This window comes from Sphingomonas rhizophila, from assembly GCF_014396585.1.
GTDB classification, from domain to species: domain Bacteria; phylum Pseudomonadota; class Alphaproteobacteria; order Sphingomonadales; family Sphingomonadaceae; genus Sphingomicrobium; species Sphingomicrobium rhizophilum.
This window is the reverse complement of record NZ_CP060717.1, coordinates 1,297,759-1,323,136: the sequence shown is the minus strand read 5'-3', so window position 1 is coordinate 1,323,136 and position 25,378 is coordinate 1,297,759. Positions and strand designations below refer to the sequence as shown.

The following is a 25,378-nucleotide window of genomic DNA, read 5'->3' as shown; positions in this document are numbered from 1 at the left end:
AGCACGGTGTTTCGACAGGCTCAGCCCGCACGGGTCTGAGCCTGTTGTGCTTTGTGGAGAATGATATGCGGCGCGTAGTCGTGACAGGACTGGGACTGGTGACGCCCCTTGGCGGTGACGTCGAGACGACGTGGGCGAACATCCTCGCCGCCAAATCGGGCGCGGGCAAGATCAGCCGTTTCGATGCCAGTGACCAGAAATGTCACATCGCATGCGAAGTAAAGCCGGCCGATCATGAATATGGTTTCGACCCGAACAAGCGCGTCGACCACAAGGTCCAGCGCCAGGTCGACCCGTTCATCGTCTACGGCATCGACGCCGCCGGCCAGGCCATCGAGGACGCGGGCCTGACCGACATGGACGAAGCGACGCGGCTTCGCGCCGGGGTGTCGATCGGTTCGGGCATCGGCGGCCTTCCGGGGATCGAGAGCGAATCGCTGGTGCTGGCCGAAAAGGGGCCGGGCCGGGTCAGTCCGCATTTCGTGCATGGCCGCCTCATCAACCTGATCAGCGGCCAGGTCAGCATCAAGTACGGCCTGATGGGCCCGAACCATGCGGTCGTGACCGCCTGCTCCACCGGCGCCCACTCGATCGGCGACGCGGCGCGGATGATCCGGGACGACGATGCCGACATCATGCTGGCCGGCGGTGCGGAAGCGACCATCTGCCCGATCGGCATCGCTGGGTTCGCGCAGGCGCGGGCGCTGTCGACCAACTTCAACGACCAGCCGGAAAAGGCTTCGCGCCCCTACGACAAGGATCGCGACGGGTTCGTGATGGGCGAGGGCGCCGGCGTCGTCGTCCTTGAGGAATATGAGCACGCCAAGGCGCGCGGCGCGAAAATCTATTGCGAGGTCGTCGGCTACGGTCTGTCGGGCGATGCCTATCACGTCACCGCCCCGCATCCAGAGGGGTCGGGCGCGTTCCGCTCGATGCAGATGGCGCTCAAGAAATCGGGGCTGCAACCGTCCGACATCGATTATATCAACGCCCACGGCACTTCGACGCCGCTGGGTGACGAGCTGGAGCTCGGCGCGGTCCGCAAACTGTTCGGCAACGCCATCGCCAACGTGTCGATGAGCTCGACTAAGTCGGCCATCGGTCACCTGCTTGGCGGCGCGGGCGCGGTCGAAAGCATCTTCTGCATCCTCGCCATCCGCGACCAGATCGTGCCGCCCACGCTCAATCTCGACAATCCGAGCGAAGGCACGGCCGGCGTCGATCTTGTCCCGCACAAGGCGAAGAATCGCGAAGTGCGTGCCGTGTTGAACAACAGCTTCGGTTTCGGCGGCACCAACGCTTCGCTCGTCATGAAGGCCGTGTGAGGAAACTCATCGGCCTCGTCATCGTCGCCCTGGTCGCGGCGCTGGCGGTCATCTTCCTGTTCTGGTTCAGCGCCGGGCCGAAGTCCGGCGCTCAGCGGATTGCGATCAAGGAAGGTGCCACGCTCTCCTCGGTCGCAAGGCAGCTCGACCAGGCCGGCCTGATTCCGGGCAACGAGACGACGTTCCGGGCGATGGCCAGGCTGTTGGGGTCATCCGACCCGGTCCAGGCCGGCGAGTTCGAAATTCCCCCCGGGACAAGCGCAGCGGGCATCCTCGACATATTGCAGCACGGCCGGCCGGCGACCCGGCTGATCACCATCCCGGAAGGCATGCCGTCGATCCTGGTGCAGGAAAAGCTGGCGGCGGTGAAGGAGTTGACCGGCGCGGCGCCGTTGCCGGCGGAAGGAAGCGTCCTTCCAAATAGCTACGACTGGCAAGCGGGGGAGAGCCGCGCTGCCGTCGCCAAGCGCATGACCGATGCGATGGACAAGACGCTGGCCTCGCTGTGGGCGGCGCGAAAGGGCGACTGTCCCGTCGCCACCCCGCAACAGGCACTGACCCTGGCGTCGATTGTCGAAAAGGAGACTGGCAAGGCCTCCGAGCGGCGACAGGTTGCCGGTGTTTACTGCAACCGGCTGAAGATTGGCATGAAGCTCGATGCCGACCCCACCGTCATCTATCCGATCACCAAGGGGAAGCCGCTTGGCCGGCGGATCAAGCGGTCAGAACTGAACGCGATCACCGGCTACAACACCTATCGGGAACCCGGCCTTCCCGCCGGTCCGATTGCCAACCCGGGCAAGGACAGCATCGCTGCGGTCCTCAATCCCGCACCCACCAAGGCGCTCTATTTCGTCGCCGATGGGACCGGCGGCCATGTCTTCGCCGACACCCTCGCCGAGCACAACGCAAACGTGCAGAAATGGTATGCCATCCGCCGAGCTCGCGGCGAGATGTAGGCTAGCAGCCGATCGCCTCGGCGCGGACGTATCCCACCCGGCCGTCGGGCGCATAGCCCCAGGCCCAACCCCGGCTGCAATCGAGCATCCGAAGATGGCTTCCGGCTGGAAGGGTGTCGATCTGCTCCGAAGTCTCGTCGTCGGCCAGCCACAGCACTGCATCCTTCACCAAGCGGCGGTTGAGCGGCTCGGCGTAATGCGAGGCGATGACCCGGCCGGCCAGGGCGGCGTCGGCGAGGTCCTTGCGATACGCGTGCGTCAGTGGGTCGGGCAGGTTCGAGACGCCTGAGAGGGCAAATCCCTCAACCTTGGGCGAAGGCGGGCTCGCGGGCGGCACTAGCGGTCGTTCGTGCCCCGTCTCCGCCTTGCGCGGCGGCTGGGACGGACACGTCAGCCCGAAGATAGCGCTGGAAACCGTCAAGGAAGCTTTTCCCGTCGTTGGTGCGGACGACGAACACGTTACGACGGTCGTCCTGATCTCGTTCGCGGCGCAGATAGCCGAGGCTGCCCAAGGTATTCAAGGCGCGAGTGACGACCGGCTTCGACACGCCCAGCAGCGCGGCGAGGCCACGGACCGTATGGGGTCCCGGAGTAAGATAAACGAGCATCAGGAGGGCCATCTGTCGATTGGTCAGGTCGGGCTCACCGGACCGAACATAGCCGATCAAGGCGCGCATCCATCCTGTCAGCGAAGTGTCGCCCATTGACCGGAAATCCTCTTTCGTCGCGTTTGAAAGAAGAAACCCGTCACGCGCACCTTTGGTTGCGTAAAGACAATGAATTTCATCGAAAATTTCGGCCTATTCGGCGGCAGTTGAGCGCGAGGTTACCTTCCGAAACGCGCTTCCAGCATGGCAAAGGTGGCGCGCAGGCCGAGCGCGTCGCCGCCCTTCGGGCGACCCGGCTTCGCGGCGGATCGCCAGGCGAAGGTATCGAAATGCGCCCACGCCGCGTCCTCCGGCACGAACCGCTTCAGGAACAGCGCCGCGGTGACGGCGCCCGCCATCGGTGAGTCGGCCGAATTGACCAAATCGGCGAGGTCCGACTTCAGCATTTCGGCATAGGGATCCCATAACGGCATCCGCCAGATCGGGTCACTGACGGACTGGGAGGCCGCGGTAAGATCGGCGGCGAGGTCTTCGTCATTGGCGAACATCGCTGGAAGATCGGGCCCAAGGGCAACGCGCGCGGCGCCGGTCAGCGTTGCGAAGTCGATGATCACCGCCGGACCGGATTCCCCAGCCTTGGCCAGCGCGTCGCCCAAGACAAGCCGGCCCTCGGCATCGGTGTTGTCGATCTCGACCTTGAGGCCCAGACGGCTGTCGATAACGTCACCCGGCGGAAAGACGTTGCGGACACGCTATTCTCGACCGCCGGCACCAGCACGTGCAGCCGGACGGGGAGCCGGGCGCCGATAATCAGTCGGGCGAGGGCCAGCGCATGCGCCGCACCGCCCATGTCCTTCTTCATCAGGCGCATACCGCCCGCAGACTTGATATTGAGGCCGCCGCTGTCGAAGCACACGCCCTTGCCGATGACGGCGACCCGTGGCGCGTTGTCCTTGCCCCAGTGAAGTTCGATGAGCCGGGGGGTGCGGCCCGGCGCGGCTCCGGCACCGACGGCGGCAATCATCGGATAGTCGCGGGTGATGGCATCGCCGTGGGTGACATCGACCCGGGCCCCCATTTCCTCGCCGAGCGCGCGGGCGGCTGCCTCCAACTCGGCGGGCCCGAGGTCGGCGGCGGGCGTGTCGACCAAGTCGCGGACCATCGCGGTCGCTTCCGCCTGCCGGATCGTTGGCTCGATCGCGGCTGCAGCGGGGCTCAGCAGGACGCGCGGGCCGGCGACGGGCTTGGGCTTTGACTTGTATTCGTCGAACCGGTGCTGGGCCAACAACCAGCCGAGGGCGGCGGGGCCTGGCTCGCCTTCCGCAAGCCGATACGTGCCTTCGGGCAACGCTTCGGCCAGCTTGGCGAGGCACCACGGCGACAATTCCGTGCGGTTCGCGACCGCGCTGACGACGTCGAACCGCTCATGGGATGCGCCGGGAAGGATGACGAACTGGTATCCGGTCTTGCCGTCGAATCGTGCCGCCTCCAGCAAGGCGCGACGCGGCGCGGACTGGTGCTTCATCCAGTCGGCTGCGCTGTCCTTGTCGACCAGGTGGATGGTGTGCGCGGGCTCGCCGCGGTCAGGCTTCAGCAGCGTCGCAAGATCGGTCATTCGGGCGACACCAGGAATTGCTCGATCCGGCCGTTCTCGCCGGGCTCCCGGAACGTCGAAAGGGACAGCGTTCGCCCCGGATACTTGATCGCATAGCTTTGGATCACGAAGCCGCCACGCAGGACCTCGTTGCCATCCGCTTCGAAGGCAGTCGGCTCTCCAAGCGGTCCAAGGCTGGTGCGGAAGTCGGCCTGGACCTGGGGGGTGAAGTAGTAGTTGGCGTTGGCCGTCAGGAGCTGTCGGTCGAGCGTTCCTCGCCGAAGCTGGTCGTAGACCGTTCGTGCACGGGTCAGCGCTGCGCCTTGTGCCGCCTGCGCCTTGGGCAGGACGATCTGCGACAGCTGGCGCGCGATCGCGCCATAGGCCGCGCCCGACCAACTGTTGGTCAGGACGACGATCGAGGCGCGCTCGTTCGGGTAAACGTTACTGGCCGACAGGAATCCGACCGATTCACCGCCGTGGCTGACGATGCGGCGTCCGTTGCTGTCACGGACGAAGACTCCGAGCCCGTAGCCGCTGTCCTTCCCGCTGTTGAGCTTTGTGGTCACCTCCTGCTCTTCCCAATCGTCACGCGGAAGGACGGCGCGATTGATCCGGGCGATATTCCACTTGGCGAGGTCGGTCGCGCTCATCGACAGTTCGCCGGCGGCGTAGAGCCAGCCGGGCGCTGGCGGGGTCACGGGCCGGACGGGGCCGAGCGCATTGCGACCATATCCTTGCGGGAACCGCGGCCCGTTCGTCCTGTCCATATCCTCGACGCTGGTCATCCCGAGCGGCGTGAAAATCCGGCGCTTGAGGAAGGCGAAGAGCGGTTCGCCCGACACTTTCTCAATGACCATGCCGGCAACGACATAGGCGGTGTTCGAATATTGCCACTGGTCGCCCGGCTGGAAGTCGAGCGGCTTCTTGGCCCACTTGTCGACGATGCCTTGGGGCGTTGTCGGCCGCGCCATGTCGGGGAAGCTGAAATCCTGCGGCCAATAATCCTGGAGGCCGGAGGTGTGATCGAGCAGTTGGCGAAGCGTGATCCGGTCGGCGCCGCTGATTCCGGGGACATATTTGGCGACCTTGTCATCGAGGTCGAGCTTGCCGTCATCCTCCAGCAGCAACATCGCCATCGCGGTGAACTGCTTGCTGTTCGACGCAATCTGGTAGGGCAGGTCGGGGCGCGCCACCGGAATGGTCTCCGACGCCTTGCCGTAGGCCTTGGCCAGCACGATCTTGCCGTCGCGAACGATGGCGATCGATGCCGACGGGACCGAATAGTGATCGAGCGTATCGCTCACGACCTTGTCGATCTGCGCCTGTTCGGCGGCCGTGATCGGCTGGGCCTGGAGCGGTGCGGCGGCGAAGAGCGCGGTCAGCGCTAGCAGGGGCTTATGCATGGACAGGGAGACTAGCCACCGTCGCCGCCTTGGCAAGCGCGGCGCCGCTGTGCCATCACCCGCCGGTGTTGAAGCGCGTTGACCTGCCGCCGCTGACGCGCCGGGCCCATAGCAGCGAATGGCGCGGGCTGTGGATTCGCGTGGCCTTCGCATTCGGGCTGATTTTCCTCGCGTTTGCGTTGCTGTGGCTCGATCGGGACGGCCTGCGCGATAATATCGACGGCCATCTGTCTTTCAGCGACATCCTGTACTTCACGATGATTACCGTGACGACGGTCGGCTATGGCGACATCGTGCCGGTCACCGATCGGGCGCGGCTGGTCGATGCCTTCCTGATCACGCCGATCCGGGTTTTCCTGTGGCTCATCTTCCTGGGGACGGCGTTCGATTTCCTGTTCAAGCGGGGCTGGGAGAAATTGCGAATGAAGAATATCCAGCGGGGCTTGCGCGGCCACATCGTGCTTGCAGGATTCGGCCACAGCGGCCGCAAGGCGCTTGAAGAATTGGTCGCGAGCGGCGCCGACATCAAGAATGTCGTGGTCATCGATTGCGAGGAAGAAGCGATCCAGGCGGCACGCGCCGCGGGCGCGGCGACGATCCGCGGCGACGCCAGCAGGGATGAAATCCTGGCGGCCGTCCACATCGAGCGCGCGGCGTCGATGGTCGTTAGTTCCGGGCGGGACGACTCATCGATCCTGATCGTTCTAACGGCTCGCCACCTGGCCCGAAGCTTCGGATAGCGGTCACGGTGCGCGCTGCCGACAATGAAAGCCTCGCGCGGCAGGCGGGCGCCGATGTCGTCGTCAATCCGGTAAGCTTCGCCGGACTTTTGCTTGCGCGGTCAAGCGAAGGGACGCACGTGGCCGACTACATTGCCGACCTTGTCACCACGGAGGGCGACGTTTCCATCCGCGAGCGCCTGGTCGCGCCGCACGAGGTCGGACGGTCGCTTCAGGACGTCTGCGACGGGCAGGGCGTGCGCATCCATCGCGGCACGCTGCATTTTTCCCCGTGGGATCGCGAGGCCGCCGAGCTCAAGGCGGGCGACCTCATTATCGAAGTCGTGCCGACCCTCCCGAAGGCCGCCGCCAACCTCTAGACGGCGACCCCGTAAAGGTCGTGCTCGTCGCTGTCCTCGACCAGCACGCGGGCGAAATCGCCGGGCTTGAGATGTCCTGCATCGCGCAGGTGGACCTCGCCATCGATCTCCGGCGCATCGGCCTTGCTTCGGCCGGTCGCGCCTTCGCCGTCGACCGCGTCGATCAGCACGTCGACCGTCTTGCCGACCTTGGCCGCCAGCTTGTCCGTACTGATCCGTGCCGTCAGTTCCATGATCCGGGCATAGCGCTCTTCCTTAACCTCCTCCGGCACCGGATCGGGCAGGTTGTTCGCGGCGGCACCCTCGACCGGCTCGAAACGGAACGCACCGACGCGGTCGAGCTGCGCTTCGGTCAGCCAGTCGAGCAGGTACTGGAAATCTTCCTCGGTCTCCCCGGGAAAGCCCACGACGAAAGATGAACGGATGGCGATATCAGGCACTTCGGCGCGCCAGTTGCGAAGCCGTTCGAGCACTCTCGCTTCATTGGCCGGTCGACGCATCGCCTTCAGGACGCGCGGACTGGCGTGCTGGAACGGGATGTCCAGGTAGGGAAGGACCAGCCCCTCGGCCATCAGCGGGATGACGCTGTCCACATGCGGATAGGGGTACACATAGTGCAGTCGAACCCACGGCTGTTCGCCCTCCGGGGTGCGCAGCCGGCCAAGCTCGCGGGCCAGGTCGGTCATGTGCGCGCGCACTTCGCCGCCGTTCTTGAGCGGGTAGGAGGCGTGCCTGAGGTCGAGGCCGTAGGCGCTGGTGTCCTGGCTGATGACCAGCAGTTCCCTGGTTCCCGCCGCAACCAGCTTTTCGGCCTCGCGGAGGATTGCGTCGGGGCGCCGGCTGGCCAGGTCGCCGCGGATCGACGGGATGATGCAGAAGGCGCAGCGGTGGTTGCAGCCCTCTGAAATCTTCAGATAGCTGTAGTGGCGCGGCGTCAGCTTGAGGCCCGCTTCCGGTACCAAGTCAAGGTAGGCGTTGGGCACTGGTGGAGCGGCCTCGTGGACCGCGGCGACCACGTCCTCATATTGCTGGGGTCCGGTGATGGCCAGCACGTCCGGGAAGCGGGCGCGGATGACGTCGGCCTCCTTGCCCATACAGCCGGTGACGACGACGCGGCCGTTCTCGGCAATTGCCTCCCCGATCGCTTCGAGGCTTTCTTCCTTCGCGGAATCGAGAAAGCCGCAGGTGTTGACGAGCACGACGTCGGCGCCGGCATAGTCGGGCGACATCTCGTAGCCGTCGGCGCGAAGCTTGGTGAGGATGCGTTCGCTGTCGACCAGCGCCTTGGGACAGCCGAGCGAAACCATGCCGACGCGCGGCGGGGAGGGAAGGGTAGTAGCCATGGGAGGCGGGCCCCTTATCCGAATTCTGCGGCGAAAGCGAGGCATGACAATCGCTTGTGCCACGACGTGCTGACCGGCTTGCGAAGGGGTGGCGCTGCCGACCCCCACCGATTATTGGGCAGCGACTTTCCTTGGCGTTTGAACGGACCCAGACCTGATGCGTATCGCGATGATTGGTACCGGCTATGTCGGTCTTGTTTCCGGCGCCTGCTTCGCCGACTTTGGCCACCAGGTCGTGTGTATCGACAAGGATGAGAAGAAGATCGCCGGCCTTAAGGAAGGCCGCTTGCCGATCTGGGAGCCGGGCCTCGACACGCTGGTCAACGCCAATGCGAAGCGCGGGCGCCTGAGCTTCACCACCAACCTCGCGGAAGGCGTCGAAGGCGCGGAAGCCGTCTTCCTGGCGGTCGGAACGCCGTCGCGGCGCGGTGACGGCCATGCCGACCTCAGCTTCGTCTACGCCGCGGTCAAGGAGCTAGCCGGAGCCCTCAAGGCGCCCGCGGTAGTGATCACCAAGTCGACCGTGCCGGTAGGGACGGGTGACGAGGTCGAGAGGCTCCTGAAGGAACACGGCGCCCCGGAGGGCTGTTCGGTCGCGTCCAATCCGGAATTCCTCCGCGAAGGCGCCGCCATCCGCGACTTCAAGATCCCCGATCGGATCATCATCGGGGTCGAGGACGAGCGCGCCGAGACCGTGCTCAAGGAAATCTACCGCCCGCTGTTCCTCAATCAGGCGCCGATCCTGACGACGTCACGGCGGACAGCCGAGTTGACCAAATACGCCGCCAACGGCTTCCTGGCGATGAAGATCAGCTTCATCAACGAGATGGCTGACCTGTGCGAAGCGGTCGGCGCCGACGTGCAGGACCTATCGCGGGGATCGGTCTCGACAATCGCATCGGGCCGAAGTTCCTGCATCCCGGCCCCGGCTACGGCGGCAGTTGCTTCCCCAAGGACACGCTGGCGCTGCTGCACACGGCCGAAGATGTCGGCGTCGAGCAGCGGATCATTTCGACCGTGGTCGAGGTCAACGACCGCCGCAAGGAAGCGATGGCGGGGCGCGTTGCCGAGGCGCTGGGCGGCAGCCTGGCGGGCAAGCGAGTCGGCGTGCTTGGCCTGACATTCAAGCCCAACACCGACGACATGCGCGATTCCCCGGCGATCCCGCTCGTGAAAGGCCTCGTCGATGGCGGTGCCGACGTGATTGCCTTCGACCCGGTCGGCCGTGAGCAGGCCGAGCCGCTTCTTCCGGCGATCGCCTACGCCGAGACGGCGGAAGCGGTTGCGGAAGGTGCAGACGCCATCGTCATCGCCACCGAATGGGACCAATTCCGGGCGCTGGACCTAGCGGCGATCGCCAAGACGATGCGCGGCAAATTGTTGATCGACTTGCGCAATATCTACGACCGCGTAGAAGCCGAACGAGCCGGACTATCCTATCGCGGGATCGGTCGCGGCCGCCCCTGATCGGTCCGTTTCGGAAGATCCTGGCGGGCTCGGACGCGTGGGGTGAGTGGTGGAACGAGGCTTGAGCGCCCATAACATCGAGCGGTCGGTGTAAGGCCGATGCTTCACAACCCGCTTCCGGCAAACCGCACCCAGCGATCGCTGTTTACCCGTATCCGCTTCGCCGCGGCGGGGGCGCTGATCCTCGTCCCGCTGGTTCCGCTAGGCCTACGCTTCTCGCTGCTCCAGGTCGGCGTCAATGAACCCTCCACCTATGCGTCGCTGATCGCCAACGCCGTCGCGGTCATCCTGGCGGTGTGGATGCGGATCAGCCTGCAGCCCTATCCGGGTACACGCGCCGGCGCGGTGCTTCTTCCGGCGATCACCTTCGCGCATCTGTCGGTCCTCATCGTCATGCTGATGGCCAGACTGCCCTACGACCGTGTGGCGATGGTGACGGGCTATGTGGTCCACCTTGTCTGGGCGTACGGCTTGTACATCACCGTGCAACGCCGGCTTCGCCAGCGGATCGCGGTCGTGCCGATCGGTCAGTTCGGGATGCTTCGCGAAATCCGAAGCGTCGATTGGTACGAGATGCGCGGCCCGGACATGGACGAAGCCGCCGGCTGCGATGCCATTGTAGCCGATTTCGCCGCGGACCTGCCCGACGAGTGGGAGGCTTTCCTTGCCGATGCAGCCATCGAGGGGCGGGTGGTCTTCCAAGTTAAGCAGTTGTCCGAATCGCTGACCGGACGGGTCGATGTCGAGCACCTGTCGGAGAACAGCTTCGGCAGCCTGGTGCCGATGCGCATCTACACGCACATCAAGAGCATTGGCGACTGGCTGTTCGCCGTGGCGATGCTTCCAGTAGTGGCGCCATTGATGCTGGTGGTCGCGCTGCTCATCAGGTTGGATAGCAAGGGGCCGGTGCTATTCCTGCAGCAGCGCGTGGGCAGGGGCGGAAAGCCGATCACCGTCTACAAGTTTCGCACCATGCAGTGGCAGGGGGAGAAGGCGGAATCGACGGTCGAGGCCGCGATGACCCTGCAGGACGATCCCCGCATCACGAGGATCGGGAAATGGCTGCGAACCTCGAGAATCGATGAGCTGCCGCAGATCATCAACATCCTGATTGGCCAGATGAGCTGGATTGGTCCGCGTCCCGAGGCCGCGCTTCTTTCGAACGTCTACGTCGAGATTCCCTTCTACCGCTATCGGTTCGTCGTGAAGCCGGGCATCTCCGGTTGGGCGCAGGTCAATCAGGGGCACGTTGCCGGCCGGGACCAGACGATCGAAAAGCTGCAGTTCGACTTCTTCTACATCAAATATTTTTCACCGTGGCTCGACGTGCTCATCGTCTTCAAGACGATCCGGACGATGCTCAACGGCTTCGGCGCTCGCTAGCCCGCAGCGCAGGGCGGTTATTGTCCGCCGAAGACGAACGGGCCGCTCAGCGGAAGCGAAATGCGGCTGAACCCGTCGTAGATCGAGCGCGCCGCCTGAGCGAGCGTCATCGGGCGATTGACGCCGGAGCGTGCGAATAGCGCCACGGCGACCCGGCGTCCGTCCGGAAGGGTGATGAACCCGACGTCGGTGGTAAGGCCGTTGAGCGTCCCAGTCTTGTGCGCCACCGGCGTTCCGCTCGGCAGCAGCCCGCGCATACGGTTCTTGCCCGTCGCGCAGCGCGCCATCAGGTCGAGCAGGTAAGTCCGGCTCTGCGGCTGGAGGATGCCCTGGTCGAGGCGCGCGAGCAGATTGACCATCGCCTTGGGTGTGCTGCTGTCGCGGACATCACGAAGGTCCCGGCGGTCGGCGAGCAGGCGGGCGATCGAACGATCGACGCGCAGTCCCTCGAGGCGGTGGAAGGTCAGCCACTCTTGCATCGCCTTGGGTCCGCCCAGGTTGCGAAGGATGATGTCGGTCGCGGCATTATCGCTTCGGATCAGCATCGCTTCCATCAGCGAGCGCACACTGCGGCCCTCGATGCGATCGTCGAGACTGCGCCGGCCATGCTCGACCTGGGTCAGGTAGGCGGCGGCGATGGCGACCTTGACCGTGCTCGCCATGGGGAAGGGCTCGTCGCCGTGGACGCTGACCATCTCACCCGATGTCAGGTCGAGCGCGGCAATGCCGATATTGCCCGGGTTGATGTTCGCGATAGCCTGAAGCCGCTGCTCCAGCGGCTGGAGCCGGAATGGCGCCTCCGCGGCCGCCGGTGCAGCCAGAAGCAAGAAGCTCAGGAGAAAAGCGACAATCCGCGTCATGTCCCACCCTTTTGACCAGACCGTTTCACAAATATTCCATCCCCGCGAGGCGCGCAGCGACGCCTGTTCCGGATCGGGAAACGATCAATAAACCAACGGGATGGTTAACGATCGGTTACGTGGCAATCGGTTGAACTGGCTGCTGCGCCGAACCGAGGCATGCCGACGCCAGGCCGTTTTGTCGGATAATCTCGGTCAACATCCCCAAGCGGGAAGATTGTCGCGGCGCCGTTGCGGGAAGCGACCGGTGCACGGATCGGAAAACTTCGCGTCACGCGTCGATGACGTCCTCGTCGAGGCTGGCCGCATTGTTCTGGATGAAGTTGAAGCGGTGCTCGGGATTCTTGCCCATCAACCGCTCGACCAGGTCCTTCACCGGTTGCCGGTCCTGATATTCCGCCGGCAGGGTAATGCGGATCAGCGAGCGGCTCGCCGGATCCATGGTGGTTTCCTTGAGCTGGTTCGGGTTCATCTCGCCAAGGCCCTTGAACCGCGCGACCTCCACCTTCTTCCCCTTGAACTCGGTACGCTCCAGCTCGTCGCGGTGGGCGTCGTCGCGAGCGTAGAGCGATTTGGAGCCCGAGGTCAGTCGGTAGAGCGGCGGCTGGGCCAGGAACAGGTGCCCGCGGCGCACCAATTCGGGCATTTCCTGGAAGAAAAACGTCATCAACAAGGTGGCGATGTGGGCCCCGTCGACATCAGCGTCGGTCATGATGATGATACGCTCGTAGCGGAGGGAATCCTCCTGCCACTTGTCGCGGATGCCGCAACCGAGCGCCTGCTGCAGGTCGGCGATCTCCTGGTTGGCGCGGATCTTGTCGGCGGTCGCGCTGGCAACGTTGAGGATCTTGCCGCGGATCGGCAGGATCGCCTGCGTCTTGCGGTCACGGGCCTGCTTGGCGCTGCCGCCGGCGCTGTCACCTTCGACGATGAACAGTTCGGTGCCGGCAGGATCGTCGTTGGCGCAGTCGGTCAGCTTGCCGGGCAGGCGCAGCTTGCGGGCGGAGGTCGCGGTTTTGCGCTTCACCTCACGTTCGGCGCGGCGCTTCAGCCGCTCGTCCATCCGTTCGAGGATTGCGCCGAGCAGCGCGCGGCCGCGGTCCATATTGTCGGCCAAGTAATGGTCGAAATGGTCGCGGACAGCGGCCTCGACGAAGCGCGCCGCCTCCAGGCTGGTCAGGCGGTCCTTGGTCTGGCTTTGGAAATGGGGATTGCGGATGAACACCGACAGCATCAGCTCGACGCCGTTGAACACGTCGTCGGCGGTGATCTCCTTGGCCTTTTTCTGGCCGATCAGTTCGCCGAAGGCGCGGACGCCCTTGGTCAGCGCGGCGCGAAGCCCTGCCTCATGGGTGCCGCCATCGGGCGTCGGGATGGTGTTGCAGTAATAGCTTTCGTTGGATCCTTCCGACCACACCGGCCAGGCCACTGCCCATTCCGCCGATCCTTGCGCGTCCGGAAAATCCTGCCGACCCGCGAACGCGGGGTTGGTGACGCATTCGCGGTCGCCCAGTTGCTCGCGCAGATGGTCGGCGAGCCCCCCGGGGAAGGTGAAGACGGCCTGCTCTGGCACCGTGTCCGTCGCCAGCGATGGATCGCAGCGCCAACGGATCTCGACGCCGGCGAAAAGATAGGCTTTCGACCGGGCCAGCTTGTAAAGCCGCTCGGCGCTGAAAGTCGCGTCCGCTCCGAAGATCTCGGGATCGGGGATGAAACTGGTGCTGGTGCCGCGGCGGTTGGGCGCGGCACCGACCTCTTCTAGCTTGGAGGTGGCGACACCCCGGGCAAACGTCTGGCGATACAATTTCCGGTCGCGGGCCACCTCGACAATGGTTTCGGTCGACAGGGCGTTGACCACCGAAACACCGACGCCATGGAGACCACCCGAGGTCGAGTAGGCCTTGCCCTCGAACTTGCCGCCGGAGTGGAGGGTGGTGAGGATGACCTCGAGCGCCGACTGCCCGGGATATTTGGGATGCGGGTCGACCGGGATGCCGCGGCCGTTGTCGACCACGGTCAGCCGGTTGCCCTTGTCCAGCGTGACCTCGATCCGCGTGGCGTGGCCGGCGACCGCCTCGTCCATCGAATTGTCGATGACTTCGGCGGCCAGGTGGTGGAGCGCCCGCGCATCGGTACCGCCGATGTACATGCCCGGCCGGCGACGAACAGGCTCCAGCCCTTCCAGCACCTCGATGGCGCTGGCGTCGTAACTGTCGGCGGGGGCGGCGGAACCGTTGGCGAAAAGGTCGGACATTGCGTGATGCTATAGGGGGAGCGGCCCGCGCCTGCCAAGCGGCCGCTGGGTCACAGCGCTTTGAAATCCGCCGACGTCGCGGACGGCTTTGCAAGGCGCGATTTTCAGGCGCATAGTGCCCGGAAATGACGAAGCGGCAGGAATTGCTATGCGGCCCACAATCCTTGGCGTGATCCTCGCGGTGTTCGCTTCGCCGGCCGTGGCGCAGGAGATACCGACGACCAGCGGCGACGGCATCCTGAGCAAGAGCGACGGCATGGGGACTGACGGTACCGCATCGGACGCGGCGTCGATGACGGTCGAGTATCAGCGGCGTTACGTCGATGGCGGCAAGGTCAAGTTGAAGGGCAAGGACGGCAAGGTTGTCACCGCCGGTCCGATCAATCCGGATCCCAATGGAGAGTTGGCAGCGCTCGCCCAGCGGCGCCGTGGTGACGCCTTGGGACTTGCCGCGCGCGTTAAGGGCGGTGCTCAGGTCCCGGCGGAGTTGGCGCCCAAATTGCGTCAATCGCTCGAAGATGACCTGACGCTGTGGGCGCGTCAGTTCGCGGTCGAGCCTGCCGAAGTGGCCAGCGTCCGTCAGACATGGCTTCCGCCGCTTCAGTCGAGGAGCTCGCAGGAATGGATACTGGCCCGGGCGGCCTGGTACGAAACGCGCGATCAATGGATCGCCAAGCGCCAGACCGCCGCTCGCTGACCACTGACGTTCCCTCGTCCCATTGAGGGCTGGCAGGACGCGATAGCCGGGCTATCAGCGGTTCAATGGTTTCAACGGCGCCTGTCCACTCCACCTCGATTCTCGGCAATCGCATGCTCAAGGTGGATCACGCCGGGGAGCAGGGTGCGATCTGCCTCTACCGCGCCCAGCGCACCGCCGCGCGGGTCACCGCACCGGCGATGGTCGATCACCTTTCCGACTTCCTGATCCACGAAAAGCGGCACCGCGCTGTTTTTGGCGCTGCGCTGATGCAACGCCGCGCCCCGCGATCGCGGATGTTCTGGCCGTGTGCGATCGGTGGTTATGTTCTCGGATTCCTGACCGGACTGTTCGGCGCGCGGGCCATCGCCGCGACGACCCTCGCCGTCGAGGCGACAGTGCTCCGGCACCTCGCCGACCAGCGCCGCGCCCTCTCCGGCCTCGATGCCGAAGCGGTCGCAATCATCGGCAGCATCATCGAGGATGAGCAGATCCACCACGACCGCTTTCTCGACCGGATGAAACTCGACTCATGGTGGCTTCGCGCTCTCCGTTCGATCATCTCCGCCTCGACCGAAGCGGTGATCTGGCTGGGCATGCGGGTGGGCTAGCCTGTCTAGATTACGCGCCGCGATCAGGGTCTTGAAACGCTGAAACCTGCAACCAAATCATCGTCGCCGACTGCCTGATGGGGTCGGTGACGGAGAGCCGCGGCTTTCGGTCGCTGCTCACCGCCTGGATGTTGCTCAACGGAGGACATGACAATGCGGAGTGCATTCGATTTTGCGCCGTTCCGGCGCTCCACCATCGGCTTCGACCGGTTGTTCGACATGCTGGAAAACAGCGCCAGCGGGCAGGGCAACGAAGGCTACCCGCCGTTCGACCTGATCGCGCTCGATGACAATCATTACCGGATCAACCTCGCCGTTGCCGGGTTCAATCGCGACCAGATCGAGATCACGGCGCACCAGAACCAACTGATCGTGTCGGGCCAGCGCGGCGAAGACGAGGGCATCGACTACATCCACCGCGGCATCGCGACGCGATCGTTCGAGCGCCGCTTCGGCCTGGCCGATCATATCAAGGTAACGGGCGCCGACCTTCGCGACGGCCTGCTGCAGATCGACATGGTCCGGGAGATTCCGGAGGCCATGAAGCCGCGCAAGATCGAACTCGGTACCGGCGAGAAGGCCGGCCAGCAGATCGAGCTTGGTGCCGGCAAGAAGGCCGAGCCTCAGACCGAGGCCAAGAAACTCGAAACGGCCTGAGCGGCAAAGAAAAAGCCCCGGCGATCGTGGTCGCCGGGGCTATTTTTCAACGTACGCGCGGGCCGCCGAATGGCAGGGGCGGCGGCGGGCGGCGATCGCGTCGCGGAAGCTGCGCCTGATAGGCGACACCGCAATGATCGACGCAATAGGGATAGCCCGGGTTGGCGTCGTTCCCGCAGAAGTGGAAGTCCGGTTCGCCGGGGTGCCCATCGGCCAGCGGCAGATGCGGTCGTTCAGCTCGAGCAGCGACGTCTTGTCGGCGACTTCCGCGGACGGCTTGGCCGGCACAAGACGGCGCGGCGGGGCCGGCGGGATCGGCGCCTGCGTGTCGCCCGGCCCCTGGCGGATGAAGCCGCCGGGTCCGACCGACCGGTACTGGACATTCGTCGAATCCGCCTTGGCCGGCGTCATCGCGACCGCCGACGAGCCGGGAATGACCGCCGGACGGCGCGGGGCGTCCGCCGGCGCGATCCGCGGAATCGGGTCACTTGCCGGAGCGGCCGGAGCTGCTTTCACCGGCGCCGCCTTCGGCGCTTCCACCTTCGCCTTGGGCGCCGGCTTGGCCTTCTTTTCCTTTTCCTCGCCCGGCTTCACCGGTGACGGGCGTGATTCCAGGCCCAGGCGGTGCGCCTTGCCGATCACGGCATTGCGGCTGACCCCGCCCAGTTCCTCGGCGATCTGACTGGCGGTGGCGCCCTTGGTCCACATCGCTTTCAAGCGATCGATCCGCTCGTCGGTCCAGCTCATGAAATTCTCTACTCCCGTCGCGTGTTGCGTGAGGCCGCGGCTGCCGATAGGCGATTGTCGCGTGAACGACCAGACTCCCCATTGGGCAATGCCCGACCCCGGCATGCCGACGCTGCAAGGCGTCAATTGGGGCGGCCTCAAGACCCTATATATCAAGGAGGTGCGCCGGTTCTTCAAGGTGCAGATGCAAACCGTGTGGGCTCCGGCCATCACGACGCTGCTCTATCTCATCATCTTCAGCGTCGCGCTGGGCCGCTCCGGCCGTGAGGTGATGGGCGTCCCGTTCGCCGATTTCATCGCGCCGGGCCTGATCGTCATGGCGATGCTCCAGAACAGCTTCGCCAATTCCAGCTTCTCGCTGCTCGTCGGCAAGATGCAGGGGACGATCGTCGATTATTTGATGCCGCCCCTGTCGACCGGAGAGCTGATCGCGGGACTGGTCGGTGCTGCGGTGACACGCGCGTTCCTGGTCGGCGGGGCCGTATGGATCGCCATGGTCCTCAACCCGGGCGTCCACGTTCGACTGGTCGACCCGCTGTCCGCCTTCTGGTTCGGCCTGATGGGATCGCTGATGCTCGCCTTCCTTGGCCTTCTGACCTCGATCTGGGCGGAGAAGTTCGATCATGCGGCCATGATCACCAATTTCGTGGTGGCGCCGCTGTCACTGCTCAGCGGCACCTTCTACTCGGTCGAGCAACTCGCGCCGGCCTTCCGCGCGGCGAGCCACGCCAACCCTTTCTTCTACGTCATCTCCGGCTTCCGCCATGGCTTCGTCGGGGTGACCGACAGCCCGATCTGGGTCGGGGCCATGGGATTGCTGGTGGTGAACCTTGCGCTGTGGGCGGCCTGTTACGGACTCCTGAGATCGGGCTGGAAAATCAAGCAGTAGGCTTGGCTAGGCGAATCTCGTCGATATAGAACATGCCGCGCTTGGCCGTGGCGGTCCGGTCCTCGATCACGATCACAAACTCCTTCAGCTTCTTGCGGTTGGCCATGCCCTGGAAGTCGCCCAGCGGGATCGAGATGTCCTGCCACTGGTCGGTGATCCCACGGACGTAAGTCGAACTGGATCGGTCCATGGCGTCTTTCAGTTCGACTTTGAAGGTGGCGGTGGAGCCCATTCCGGCATCGCCGCGAACCCGGAGGACAAGGCGGTCGTATTGGGTGGCGTCGAGGTTTTGCAGCCGCATCCAGATGCCGCCGAATGCTGGTTTGTCCGAGTCGACGCTATAGATCACCCGCAACGCTCCGCGGTCGAATGCCTCGATGCAACCCTGTGCCGAATCGGCCGGATCACTGATCCAGCAGCCGAAATCGCCGCCAAGATTATTCGGTTTTCTGCCGGAGTTGAAATCGGCGATGATGTTGTCAGTGGGCGGTGGCTTCGCCGCCACGGCGACGGCACCTGGCCAGGTCAGCCCCAAGGCGACGATTGCCAACCGCCTGATTGCAGGGCAAAAACTTCTCATCATGCAACCTCTTGCATTGGCGATGCGTGCACAGCCGATCCTATAAGAGTTCGTTGCCGAAATGAACGGCGGATAACATCGCCATTCAGGCTGGCCTCAACCGAAGTGGCCCAGAAGGCAGGCATCAACTTTTCCTCGGAAAGGAAAGAATATGCGTAAGGTTCTTCTCACCGCCGCCGTTGCCGTTTCGGCCATTGCCGCTGCTGCCCCGGCCGCGGCGCAATATGCTCCTTATCCGGGTCAGCCCTATCCGGGCCAGTATGCGCCCTACGGCAATGCTTACGGATACAACCACAACTATGGTCAGGTCCGTCGTCTCGAAGCGCGTGTGGACCATGTCCGCCGGACCATCGCCCAGCTCGACCGGCGCAACATCCTGTCGAACCGCGAAGCTCGCCGCCTGAGCGACGAAGCCCGCTGGCTCGACCGTCGGATCAACGTCCTGGCGCGGAACGGCTTCAACCAGCGTGACAGCCGCGAGATCGAAGTTCGCCTCGCCCGCCTCGAGCAGCGCATCCGCCGTGACGCCAACGACCGCAACTTCCGCGGCAACTACGGCTACGGCAATGGCTACTCCGATCGCGACCGTGACGGCCGCAACGACCGCTACGAAGACGATCGCGGCTGGGACCACGACTAATCCCGGCGTATTCGGGCAGTAGGAGGGGCGGGACTCGCAAGGGTCCCGCCCCTTTCGTTTGACCTTCGAAAAGGTCGGGCAGTATAGCGCCGGAGCGCGGCGATGGCGCCGCGTTCGCCAGTTTACAGCCCAAGGAAATTGCCCCGATGGCCATCACGCCGCTCATGCCCGTTTACCCGCGCTGCGACGTTCGGCCGGTCCGAGGGAGGGTGTCTATCTCTACGGTGAACGCGGGGAGAAATATCTCGATTTTGCCAGCGGCATCGCGGTCAACCTGCTCGGTCATGGGCACCCGGTGCTGACCAAGGCGATCCAGGACCAGGCGGCGACGCTGATGCACGTTTCTAACCTCTACGGATCGCCGCAGGGCGAAGCGCTGGCGCAGCGGATCGTCGACTTGACCTTTGCCGACACCGTGTTCTTCACCAATTCGGGAGCGGAGGCCGTCGAGTGCGCGATCAAGACGGCGCGCCGCTATCATCATGCCAAGGGCAACGCCCACAAGCACGACCTGATCACCTTTTCCAATGCCTTCCACGGCCGGACGATGGCGACGATCAGCGCGACCAATCAGGAAAAGCTTCGCGACGGTTTCGCGCCGCTTCTGCCTGGCTTCAAGGTCGTCGAGTTCGACAATCTGGAGCAGGCGCTGGCCGCGATCGACGACAACACCGCCGGTTTCCTGCTGGAGCCGGTGCAGGGCGAAGGCGGAATCCGCCCGGCGTCGAAGGAGTTCATCCAGGGTCTGCGCAAGGTCTGCGACGAGCGCGACCTGATGCTGGTGTTCGACGAGGTGCAGTGCGGCGTCGCGCGTACGGGCACGCTCTACGCCTATGAGCAGTATGGCGTCGAACCGGACATCCTGGCGTCGGCCAAGGGGATCGGCGGCGGCTTCCCGATGGGTGCCTGCCTGGCGACGGAAAAGGCGGCCAGCGGCATGGTCATCGGCACGCACGGGTCGACCTACGGCGGCAACCCGCTGGCGATGGCGGCGGGCCAAGCGGTGTTCGACGTTGTCGCCAACGACGAATTCCTCGGCCACGTTCGCCAGATGGGTGACCGCCTGCGCGCCGCGCTAGAGCAAATGATTCCCAACCACGATCAGCTGTTCGACAGCGTTCGTGGCATGGGCCTGATGCTGGGCATCAAGATGAAGACCGACAGCCGCGCCTTTGTGAATTGGTTGCGCGGGCAGGGCATCCTGGCGGTTGCCGCCGGCGACAACGTCATGCGCGTTCTTCCGCCGCTGACCATTGATGAAAGGCACATTCGCGAGTTCGTCGAAGGGCTGAGCGAGGCGGCGTCGATCTACGAGGTGCCGGAAGCGGCATGAGCCAGCGCCATTTCCTGACGCTGGGCGACGCAGGGCCGGACGGCCTCGCCGCCATCCTCGGCGAGGCGGCGGCGCGGAAAGAGGCGCGGGCAGGGTGGCCGAAGGGCAGGGTCGACGCCGACGCGCCGCTGGCCGGCGTCACGCTGGCCATGATCTTTGAAAAGAATTCGACACGAACGCGGCTGAGTTTCGATCAGGCGATCCGTCAGCTTGGCGGCAATGCCTTGCTGCTCGACAATGCCACGTCGCAGTTGGGGCGTGGTGAAACCATCGCCGATACCGCGCGGGTCCTGTCGCGCTACGCCGACGCGATCATGATCCGCACGGACATGCATGAGAAGGCAGAGGAGTTGGCGGCGCATTCGACGGTGCCGGTGATCAACGGGCTTACCGACCTGTCGCACCCGTGCCAGTTGCTGGCCGACATGCAGACCGTCATGGAACGCAAGGGTCGGCTCGCCGGCACGCGGTGGGCCTGGGTCGGCGACGGAAACAACGTCTGCAATTCGCTGATCGAGGCCGCGTCGATCATGGATTTCGAGCTCGCCGTGGCGACCCCCGACGGGTTCGCACCCGATGCAGGCATGGTCGCGCTTGGCAGTACGCAGCCGAAAATCTACTTTACTACCGACCCGCGCGAAGCGGTGCAGGGCGCCGAAATTGTCGTGACCGACACCTGGATATCGATGGGGCAGGACGCGGAGACCAGCTATCGCCGCGAGCAGTTCGCGCCGTTCCGCGTCGACGAGGCGTTGATGACACTGGCCGCAGACGACGCCACCTTCCTCCACTGCCTGCCTGCGCATCGCGGCGAGGAAGTGACGGATGGCGTGATGGACGGGCCCGCGTCCGCGATCTGGGACGAGGCTGAAAACCGCCTCCACGCACAAAAGGCGCTGTTGCTATGGTCGTTCGGAAAGCTCTGAGCGGCCGTCTTCGAGAGAAAATCGCGCTAGTGACCGGCGCTGCGCAGGGCATAGGCGCAGGCATCGCGCGGGCCTTCGCCGACGAAGGCGCCACCGTCTGGGTCACCGACATCAACGAGGAAGGCGCAAAGACCGTCGCCGCGGAACTGGGCGAGCAGCATCGCGCCGCCTTTCTGGATGTCGGAGACGAGGGGCAGTGGATTGCAACAATTGCTGCCGTCATCGCTGAGCACGGCCGCCTCGACATCCTGGTCAACAACGCCGGGATCACCGGGTTCGAACAGGGCAGCGGCCCGCACGATCCCGAACATGCCACGCTGGACGAATGGCACCGCGTCCACCGAGTCAACCTCGACGGGACGTTCCTGGGCTGCAAGCATGGCATTACCGCGATGCGCCGCACGGGGACCGGGTCGATCATCAACATGTCGTCGCGTTCGGGGCTGGTCGGGATCCCGGGCGCGGCCGCCTATGCCTCCTCGAAGGCGGCCATCCGCAATCACAGCAAGTCCGTGGCCCTGTGGTGCGCGCAGCAGGGAACGAAGATCCGTTGCAACAGCATCCATCCCGCCGCGATCCTGACCCCCATTTGGGAAGCGATGCTTGGCGAGGGCCGGACCGCGAGCAGAAAATGGCGGCGCTGGTCGCGGACACGCCCCTTCGCCGGTTCGGCACCGTCGAGGAGGTGGCGGCGCTGACCGTGTTCCTGGCATCCGACGAGGCGCCGTACATCACGGGGTCCGAGTTCGACATCGACGGCGGGCTGCTTGCCGGATCGGCGGCATCGCCCGGCTGAGGTTGCGTTTCGGTCGTGGCATGACCATCTCCCGCCCATGACCGACATTTCGCTTACTTCGGACGTCGCGCTTGGCGTCACTGTTCCTTCGCGCCACGCGCGCGGTCGCGCGGCCCGCCTCGACGCGACGCTCGACGCGATCCTCGCCAACCACGGCTATCCGCCGGCAATCGAACAGCTGCTGGCCGAAGCGCTGGTCCTGACCGCCCTGCTCGGGTCGCTGCTCAAGGACCCGTCCGGGCAGATGACGCTTCAGGCGCAGACCGAGAACGGCATCGTCGACCTGCTGGTTTGCGATTACAAGGGCGGGGAATTGCGCGGTTACGTGCGCCACGATCCCGAACGGCTGGCGGAAGCCGGCCCGAACCCCACTCTCTTCTCGCTATTCGGCAAGGGCTATCTCGCGATTACCTTCGACCAGCCGGCCACCGACGAGCGATATCAGGGCATCGTACCCTTGGAAGGCGAGGGCCTGGCCGAGGCGGCGCAGTCATTCTTCTCGCAGTCCGAGCAGATCCCCTCGGTCGTCCGGCTGGCAGCCCGCAGGGACGACCTCGGCTGGATCGCGGGCGGGCTGATGTTCCAGCATCTGCCGGAAGGTGAGGAGGGGCGCGAGCGACTTCATACGAGGCTCGATCACCCCGAATGGCCGCACGTCGCGACCATGGTCGGGTCGGTTCGCGGGGAAGAGCTCACCGACCGGACCCTGCCGGTCGATGACCTGATCTGGCGCCTTCTCCACGAAGAAGGAGAAGTTCGCACGCTGGCGCCACTCCACCTCGTCAGGGGTTGCCGGTGCAGCCCGGATTACATTGCTTCCGTCATCGCTCGTTTTCCGGAGCAAGAGCGTGCAGCGATGGCCGGTGACGACGGACTGATCCGCGTCGATTGCGAATTCTGTGCCACCAGCTTCCCGATTCCGTACGGCGCCGAAGAGGCGCTTGGCGGCAATGCCGATGCGGGATTAAATTCGCGTTCATGATCCGGCGAGTCGCCTTCCTTGTGTTCACGACCGTGGCTGCCGTCGCGGCGGGTGCTGCCCCGGCAGCCCGGACGCCGCGTGCCCTGGCCCCGGCGCAGCCGGGAGCGTGGGAGGTCAGCAAATCGGCCGATGGCCGTAATCCCGTGCGGGTCTGCGTGGCGGAACTCGCGAGCCTCGCCCAGTGGGAACACCGCGGTGGAAGCTGCACGCGGGTCGTCATCTCTGACAGCGGGACTCGAACCGTTATCCACTACACCTGCGCGGATGGCGGATTTGGTCGATCGGACATGACGTTGCTGACGCCTCGCACGCTGCGCATCGAAACGCAGGGCATCTCCGGCGGATACCCGTTTGCCTACACGCTGCACGCGCGGCGAGTTGCCGCCTGCGCCGCTCGTTAGGGTTTGGTTAACCTAATCTTTGATAGGTAAATCGAATGCCGGGTTCGGCATGCTTTCCTCCCTAGCGGACCTCTACGTCCGTTCCTGGGCCGCCCTCATCAGGCGGCCCGACTTTTTTGTGGCGCCTGCGCAGCTTTGCGTCCGACCGGATCGAGCGCTAGAGGGCGCGCCATGTTCTCCTTCGTCGCCAAAGCTGTCTTCGCGGGTCTCATCGTCGCGCTGGTGACGGTCGCCGCCAAGCGCCATCCCGGCTGGGGCGGCCTGCTTGCGGCGCTTCCAATCACGTCGATCCTCGCGCTTAGCCTGCTGTGGGTCGATACCCGGGATGTGAGCCGGGTCGGCGACCTGTCGCAGTCGATTCTCTGGTTCATCATTCCGTCGCTGCCGATGTTCGTCGCAATTCCCGCGCTGCTTCGGGCGGGCGTTGGTCTCTGGCCAACCATGCTTGTGTGCGTGGCCGGCACACTGGTGATCTATGCCGTCACCTTCTGGGCCCTGCCCCGACTTGGAGTGCGGGTATGAGCGGGCGCAAAGCCGTCGTCCTTCTGTCGGGCGGGCTGGATTCGATGGTTTGCGCCGCTCTCGCGCGCGAGCAAGGGTTCGAGGTCCTCGCCCTCACCGTCGATTATCAGCAACGCCACCGGGTCGAACTGGCCGCCGCGACGCGGATCGCCGAACTGCTGGCCAACCGTCACATCATCCTGCCGATCGACCTCAGCGCGTTCGGCGGGTCGGCGCTGACCAGCGATATCGACGTGCCGAAAGACGGCGTCGGCGACGGTATCCCCGTTACGTACGTGCCGGCGCGCAACACCGTGTTCCTGAGCCTCGCGCTGGCGTGGGCCGAAGCGGCCGGCGCGCATGACCTGTTCGTCGGCGTCAACGCACTCGACTACTCGGGCTATCCAGACTGTCGGCCCGCGTTCATTGCGGCGTTCGAAGCGCTTGCCAACCAGGCGACGCGCGAGGGGGTCGAGGGACGGCGCTTCACGATCCACGCACCGCTGCAGCACATGACCAAGGCCGACATCGCTCGCGAGGCGGCAAGGCTCGGCCTCGACGCCGGGATGAGCCACAGCTGCTACGATCCCCGGGACGACGGCGCCGCGTGCGGCCTGTGCGACGCGTGCCGCCTTCGCGCCAAGGGCTTCGCGGAGGCGGGCCTGCCCGACCCGACACGCTACGCATGACCTACGCGGTCAAGGAGGCATTTCTCACCCTTCAGGGAGAAGGGATGCAAGCCGGGAGCCGGGCAGTCTTCCTTAGGTTTGCGGGCTGCAATCTGTGGACAGGGCGCGAGCAGGACCGGGCATCGGCAGTCTGCCAGTTCTGCGACACCGACTTCGTCGGCACGGATGGGCCGGGCGGTGGCAAGTTCCGTGACGCGGGATCGCTGGCGAACGGCGTCGAACGGCTGTGGGGGGAGGGGCGCGACCATCGCCTCGTGGTCATCACAGGTGGGGAACCCATGCTCCAGCTCGATGAGGCGCTCGTGGGCGCGCTTCACGGGCGCGGCTTCAGGATCGCCGTGGAAAGCAATGGGACATTGCCGGCCACGCCGGGAATCGACTGGCTCTGCATCAGTCCCAAGGCGGGGTCAGAGGTTGTCCAGCGCCAGGGCAATGAGCTCAAACTGGTGTGGCCTCAGGCGGGTATCGACCCTGCCGATCTGGAGCGATGGGACTTCGATCATTTCCTGGTTCAGCCGATGGATGGCCCCAGCGCCGCCAGTCGGAGCAGGCGGCCATCGCGCTGGCGATGGAGCGGCCGAAATGGCACCTGACGCTTCAGGCGCACAAGATCGTCGGGCTGGCCTAGTCG

The 25,378-nt window shown here is 65.0% G+C and carries 23 protein-coding genes and 5 pseudogenes; 19 read left to right on the top strand and 9 right to left on the bottom strand.

What is annotated here, in order from left to right; genetic code table 11:
• Positions 1-65: 65 nt before the first annotated feature.
• Positions 66-1,325, top strand: coding sequence for a beta-ketoacyl-ACP synthase II (gene fabF / locus H9L12_RS06670; protein WP_187541088.1), 1,260 nt, complete (start codon positions 66-68; stop codon positions 1,323-1,325).
• Positions 1,322-2,284, top strand: a complete 963-nt coding sequence (mltG, locus tag H9L12_RS06665) for an endolytic transglycosylase MltG (protein ID WP_187541087.1) — start codon at positions 1,322-1,324, stop codon at positions 2,282-2,284. Before fabF ends, mltG begins: the two co-directional genes overlap by 4 nt.
• A 1-nt stretch (position 2,285) precedes the next feature.
• Here the strand turns inward: mltG and H9L12_RS06660 are convergent, their stop codons facing one another.
• From H9L12_RS06660 to H9L12_RS06645, 4 genes and pseudogenes are all read right to left on the bottom strand, one after another.
• Entirely contained in the window at positions 2,286-2,621 is a 336-nt protein-coding gene (locus H9L12_RS06660; protein WP_187541086.1) for an SH3 domain-containing protein, read from the bottom strand.
• The gene (locus tag H9L12_RS06655; RefSeq protein ID WP_187543195.1) at positions 2,587-2,961 is read right to left on the bottom strand and encodes a MarR family transcriptional regulator; all 375 of its coding nucleotides are present in this window, start codon (positions 2,959-2,961) and stop codon (positions 2,587-2,589) included. The genes H9L12_RS06660 and H9L12_RS06655 overlap by 35 nt, the downstream gene beginning before the upstream one ends.
• A gap of 149 nt (positions 2,962-3,110) precedes the next feature.
• Positions 3,111-4,507 (bottom strand): annotated as a pseudogene (locus H9L12_RS06650) (leucyl aminopeptidase family protein).
• Positions 4,504-5,892: a serine hydrolase domain-containing protein gene (locus tag H9L12_RS06645; protein ID WP_187541085.1), complete on the bottom strand. Its 1,389-nt coding sequence runs from the start codon at positions 5,890-5,892 to the stop codon at positions 4,504-4,506. The pseudogene H9L12_RS06650 and the gene H9L12_RS06645 overlap by 4 nt, the downstream one beginning before the upstream one ends.
• Before the next feature lie 29 nt (positions 5,893-5,921).
• Between H9L12_RS06645 and H9L12_RS13515 the strand changes: the two genes are divergently transcribed.
• A complete protein-coding gene (locus H9L12_RS13515) occupies positions 5,922-6,632 on the top strand; it encodes a potassium channel family protein (protein ID WP_246450251.1) in 711 nt (236 codons plus the stop codon).
• A gap of 8 nt (positions 6,633-6,640) precedes the next feature.
• Positions 6,641-6,991: a potassium channel family protein gene (locus H9L12_RS13510; protein WP_246450249.1), complete on the top strand. Its 351-nt coding sequence runs from the start codon at positions 6,641-6,643 to the stop codon at positions 6,989-6,991.
• On the opposite strand, the gene rimO is transcribed toward H9L12_RS13510, so the two are convergent.
• Positions 6,988-8,334 (bottom strand): 30S ribosomal protein S12 methylthiotransferase RimO, encoded by a 1,347-nt coding sequence (rimO, locus tag H9L12_RS06635; protein ID WP_187541084.1) that lies wholly within the window; start codon positions 8,332-8,334, stop codon positions 6,988-6,990. The two genes, H9L12_RS13510 and rimO, sit on opposite strands and share 4 nt — an antisense overlap.
• 157 nt (positions 8,335-8,491) lie before the next feature.
• Between rimO and H9L12_RS06630 the strand changes: the two are divergent.
• Positions 8,492-9,801: pseudogene (locus H9L12_RS06630) on the top strand (UDP-glucose dehydrogenase family protein).
• Positions 9,802-9,900: 99 nt separating this feature from the next.
• The gene (locus tag H9L12_RS06625; protein ID WP_187541083.1) at positions 9,901-11,184 is read left to right on the top strand and encodes a sugar transferase; all 1,284 of its coding nucleotides are present in this window, start codon (positions 9,901-9,903) and stop codon (positions 11,182-11,184) included.
• 17 nt (positions 11,185-11,201) lie between these two features.
• On the opposite strand, the gene H9L12_RS06620 is transcribed toward H9L12_RS06625, so the two are convergent.
• Positions 11,202-12,044 (bottom strand): serine hydrolase, encoded by an 843-nt coding sequence (locus H9L12_RS06620; RefSeq protein ID WP_187541082.1) that lies wholly within the window; start codon positions 12,042-12,044, stop codon positions 11,202-11,204.
• 271 nt (positions 12,045-12,315) lie between these two features.
• Complete coding sequence (gene parE, locus H9L12_RS06615; RefSeq protein WP_187541081.1) at positions 12,316-14,298, bottom strand: DNA topoisomerase IV subunit B; 1,983 nt, start codon at positions 14,296-14,298, stop codon at positions 12,316-12,318.
• A 148-nt stretch (positions 14,299-14,446) separates the two neighbouring features.
• Between parE and H9L12_RS06610 the strand changes: the two genes are divergently transcribed.
• From H9L12_RS06610 to H9L12_RS06600, 3 genes are all read left to right on the top strand, one after another.
• A complete protein-coding gene (locus H9L12_RS06610) occupies positions 14,447-14,995 on the top strand; it encodes a hypothetical protein (RefSeq protein WP_187541080.1) in 549 nt (182 codons plus the stop codon).
• A 65-nt stretch (positions 14,996-15,060) separates the two neighbouring features.
• Positions 15,061-15,606 carry a demethoxyubiquinone hydroxylase family protein gene (locus H9L12_RS06605; RefSeq protein WP_223177089.1) on the top strand — a complete coding sequence of 182 codons (546 nt, stop codon included), beginning with the start codon at positions 15,061-15,063 and terminating at the stop codon, positions 15,604-15,606.
• Between the two features lie 153 nt (positions 15,607-15,759).
• Positions 15,760-16,263 (top strand): Hsp20 family protein, encoded by a 504-nt coding sequence (locus tag H9L12_RS06600; protein ID WP_187541079.1) that lies wholly within the window; start codon positions 15,760-15,762, stop codon positions 16,261-16,263.
• A 39-nt stretch (positions 16,264-16,302) separates the two neighbouring features.
• Here H9L12_RS06600 and H9L12_RS06595 read toward each other — a convergent pair whose 3' ends face one another.
• Positions 16,303-17,010 carry a GcrA family cell cycle regulator gene (locus H9L12_RS06595; protein ID WP_425506762.1) on the bottom strand — a complete coding sequence of 236 codons (708 nt, stop codon included), beginning with the start codon at positions 17,008-17,010 and terminating at the stop codon, positions 16,303-16,305.
• Between the two features lie 88 nt (positions 17,011-17,098).
• Between H9L12_RS06595 and H9L12_RS06590 the strand changes: the two genes are divergently transcribed.
• Positions 17,099-17,899: an ABC transporter permease gene (locus tag H9L12_RS06590; RefSeq protein WP_187543193.1), complete on the top strand. Its 801-nt coding sequence runs from the start codon at positions 17,099-17,101 to the stop codon at positions 17,897-17,899.
• On the opposite strand, the gene H9L12_RS06585 is transcribed toward H9L12_RS06590, so the two are convergent.
• Positions 17,889-18,482, bottom strand: coding sequence for a CIA30 family protein (locus H9L12_RS06585; RefSeq protein WP_187541078.1), 594 nt, complete (start codon positions 18,480-18,482; stop codon positions 17,889-17,891). The two genes, H9L12_RS06590 and H9L12_RS06585, sit on opposite strands and share 11 nt — an antisense overlap.
• Before the next feature lie 148 nt (positions 18,483-18,630).
• On the opposite strand from H9L12_RS06585, the gene H9L12_RS06580 reads away from it, so the two are divergent.
• The 9 genes and pseudogenes from H9L12_RS06580 to queE all read left to right on the top strand — a co-directional run bounded on the left by H9L12_RS06580 (position 18,631) and on the right by queE (position 25,375).
• Entirely contained in the window at positions 18,631-19,119 is a 489-nt protein-coding gene (locus H9L12_RS06580; protein WP_187541077.1) for a hypothetical protein, read from the top strand.
• Between the two features lie 146 nt (positions 19,120-19,265).
• Positions 19,266-20,452, top strand: a pseudogene (locus H9L12_RS06575) (acetylornithine transaminase).
• The gene (gene argF, locus H9L12_RS06570) at positions 20,449-21,378 is read left to right on the top strand and encodes an ornithine carbamoyltransferase (RefSeq protein ID WP_187541076.1); all 930 of its coding nucleotides are present in this window, start codon (positions 20,449-20,451) and stop codon (positions 21,376-21,378) included. The pseudogene H9L12_RS06575 and the gene argF overlap by 4 nt, the downstream one beginning before the upstream one ends.
• A pseudogene (locus H9L12_RS06565) lies at positions 21,357-22,174 on the top strand (glucose 1-dehydrogenase). Before argF ends, H9L12_RS06565 begins: the two are co-directional and overlap by 22 nt.
• Before the next feature lie 37 nt (positions 22,175-22,211).
• The gene (hslO, locus tag H9L12_RS06560; protein ID WP_187541075.1) at positions 22,212-23,156 is read left to right on the top strand and encodes an Hsp33 family molecular chaperone HslO; all 945 of its coding nucleotides are present in this window, start codon (positions 22,212-22,214) and stop codon (positions 23,154-23,156) included.
• Positions 23,153-23,557, top strand: a complete 405-nt coding sequence (locus H9L12_RS06555) for a DUF3617 domain-containing protein (RefSeq protein ID WP_187541074.1) — start codon at positions 23,153-23,155, stop codon at positions 23,555-23,557. Before hslO ends, H9L12_RS06555 begins: the two co-directional genes overlap by 4 nt.
• A gap of 171 nt (positions 23,558-23,728) precedes the next feature.
• A complete protein-coding gene (locus H9L12_RS06550; protein ID WP_187541073.1) occupies positions 23,729-24,079 on the top strand; it encodes a DUF3147 family protein in 351 nt (116 codons plus the stop codon).
• Complete coding sequence (gene queC, locus H9L12_RS06545) at positions 24,076-24,747, top strand: 7-cyano-7-deazaguanine synthase QueC (RefSeq protein WP_187541072.1); 672 nt, start codon at positions 24,076-24,078, stop codon at positions 24,745-24,747. Before H9L12_RS06550 ends, queC begins: the two co-directional genes overlap by 4 nt.
• Positions 24,744-25,375 (top strand): annotated as a pseudogene (gene queE, locus H9L12_RS06540) (7-carboxy-7-deazaguanine synthase). Before queC ends, queE begins: the two are co-directional and overlap by 4 nt.
• Positions 25,376-25,378: the final 3 nt, after the last annotated feature.

Bases quoted from the DNA above. Each gene is read 5' to 3' on its own strand.
- H9L12_RS06600 (WP_187541079.1), top strand. From the start codon at position 15,760: ATGCGGAGTGCATTCGATTTTGCGCCGTTCCGGCGCTCCACCATCGGC.
- argF (WP_187541076.1), top strand. From the start codon at position 20,449: ATGAGCCAGCGCCATTTCCTGACGCTGGGCGACGCAGGGCCGGACGGC.
- H9L12_RS06555 (WP_187541074.1), top strand. From the start codon at position 23,153: ATGATCCGGCGAGTCGCCTTCCTTGTGTTCACGACCGTGGCTGCCGTC.
- H9L12_RS06610 (WP_187541080.1), top strand. From the start codon at position 14,447: ATGCGGCCCACAATCCTTGGCGTGATCCTCGCGGTGTTCGCTTCGCCG.
- H9L12_RS06645 (WP_187541085.1), bottom strand. From the start codon at position 5,892: ATGCATAAGCCCCTGCTAGCGCTGACCGCGCTCTTCGCCGCCGCACCG.
- H9L12_RS06580 (WP_187541077.1), top strand. From the start codon at position 18,631: ATGCGTAAGGTTCTTCTCACCGCCGCCGTTGCCGTTTCGGCCATTGCC.
- H9L12_RS06550 (WP_187541073.1), top strand. From the start codon at position 23,729: ATGTTCTCCTTCGTCGCCAAAGCTGTCTTCGCGGGTCTCATCGTCGCG.
- H9L12_RS06590 (WP_187543193.1), top strand. From the start codon at position 17,099: ATGCCCGACCCCGGCATGCCGACGCTGCAAGGCGTCAATTGGGGCGGC.
- H9L12_RS06620 (WP_187541082.1), bottom strand. From the start codon at position 12,044: ATGACGCGGATTGTCGCTTTTCTCCTGAGCTTCTTGCTTCTGGCTGCA.
- hslO (WP_187541075.1), top strand. From the start codon at position 22,212: ATGACCGACATTTCGCTTACTTCGGACGTCGCGCTTGGCGTCACTGTT.
- H9L12_RS06605 (WP_223177089.1), top strand. From the start codon at position 15,061: ATGGTTTCAACGGCGCCTGTCCACTCCACCTCGATTCTCGGCAATCGC.
- H9L12_RS06595 (WP_425506762.1), bottom strand. From the start codon at position 17,010: ATGAGCTGGACCGACGAGCGGATCGATCGCTTGAAAGCGATGTGGACC.
- fabF (WP_187541088.1), top strand. From the start codon at position 66: ATGCGGCGCGTAGTCGTGACAGGACTGGGACTGGTGACGCCCCTTGGC.
- H9L12_RS06625 (WP_187541083.1), top strand. From the start codon at position 9,901: ATGCTTCACAACCCGCTTCCGGCAAACCGCACCCAGCGATCGCTGTTT.
- H9L12_RS06655 (WP_187543195.1), bottom strand. From the start codon at position 2,961: ATGCGCGCCTTGATCGGCTATGTTCGGTCCGGTGAGCCCGACCTGACC.
- rimO (WP_187541084.1), bottom strand. From the start codon at position 8,334: ATGGCTACTACCCTTCCCTCCCCGCCGCGCGTCGGCATGGTTTCGCTC.
- queC (WP_187541072.1), top strand. From the start codon at position 24,076: ATGAGCGGGCGCAAAGCCGTCGTCCTTCTGTCGGGCGGGCTGGATTCG.
- parE (WP_187541081.1), bottom strand. From the start codon at position 14,298: ATGTCCGACCTTTTCGCCAACGGTTCCGCCGCCCCCGCCGACAGTTAC.
- H9L12_RS06585 (WP_187541078.1), bottom strand. From the start codon at position 18,482: ATGATGAGAAGTTTTTGCCCTGCAATCAGGCGGTTGGCAATCGTCGCC.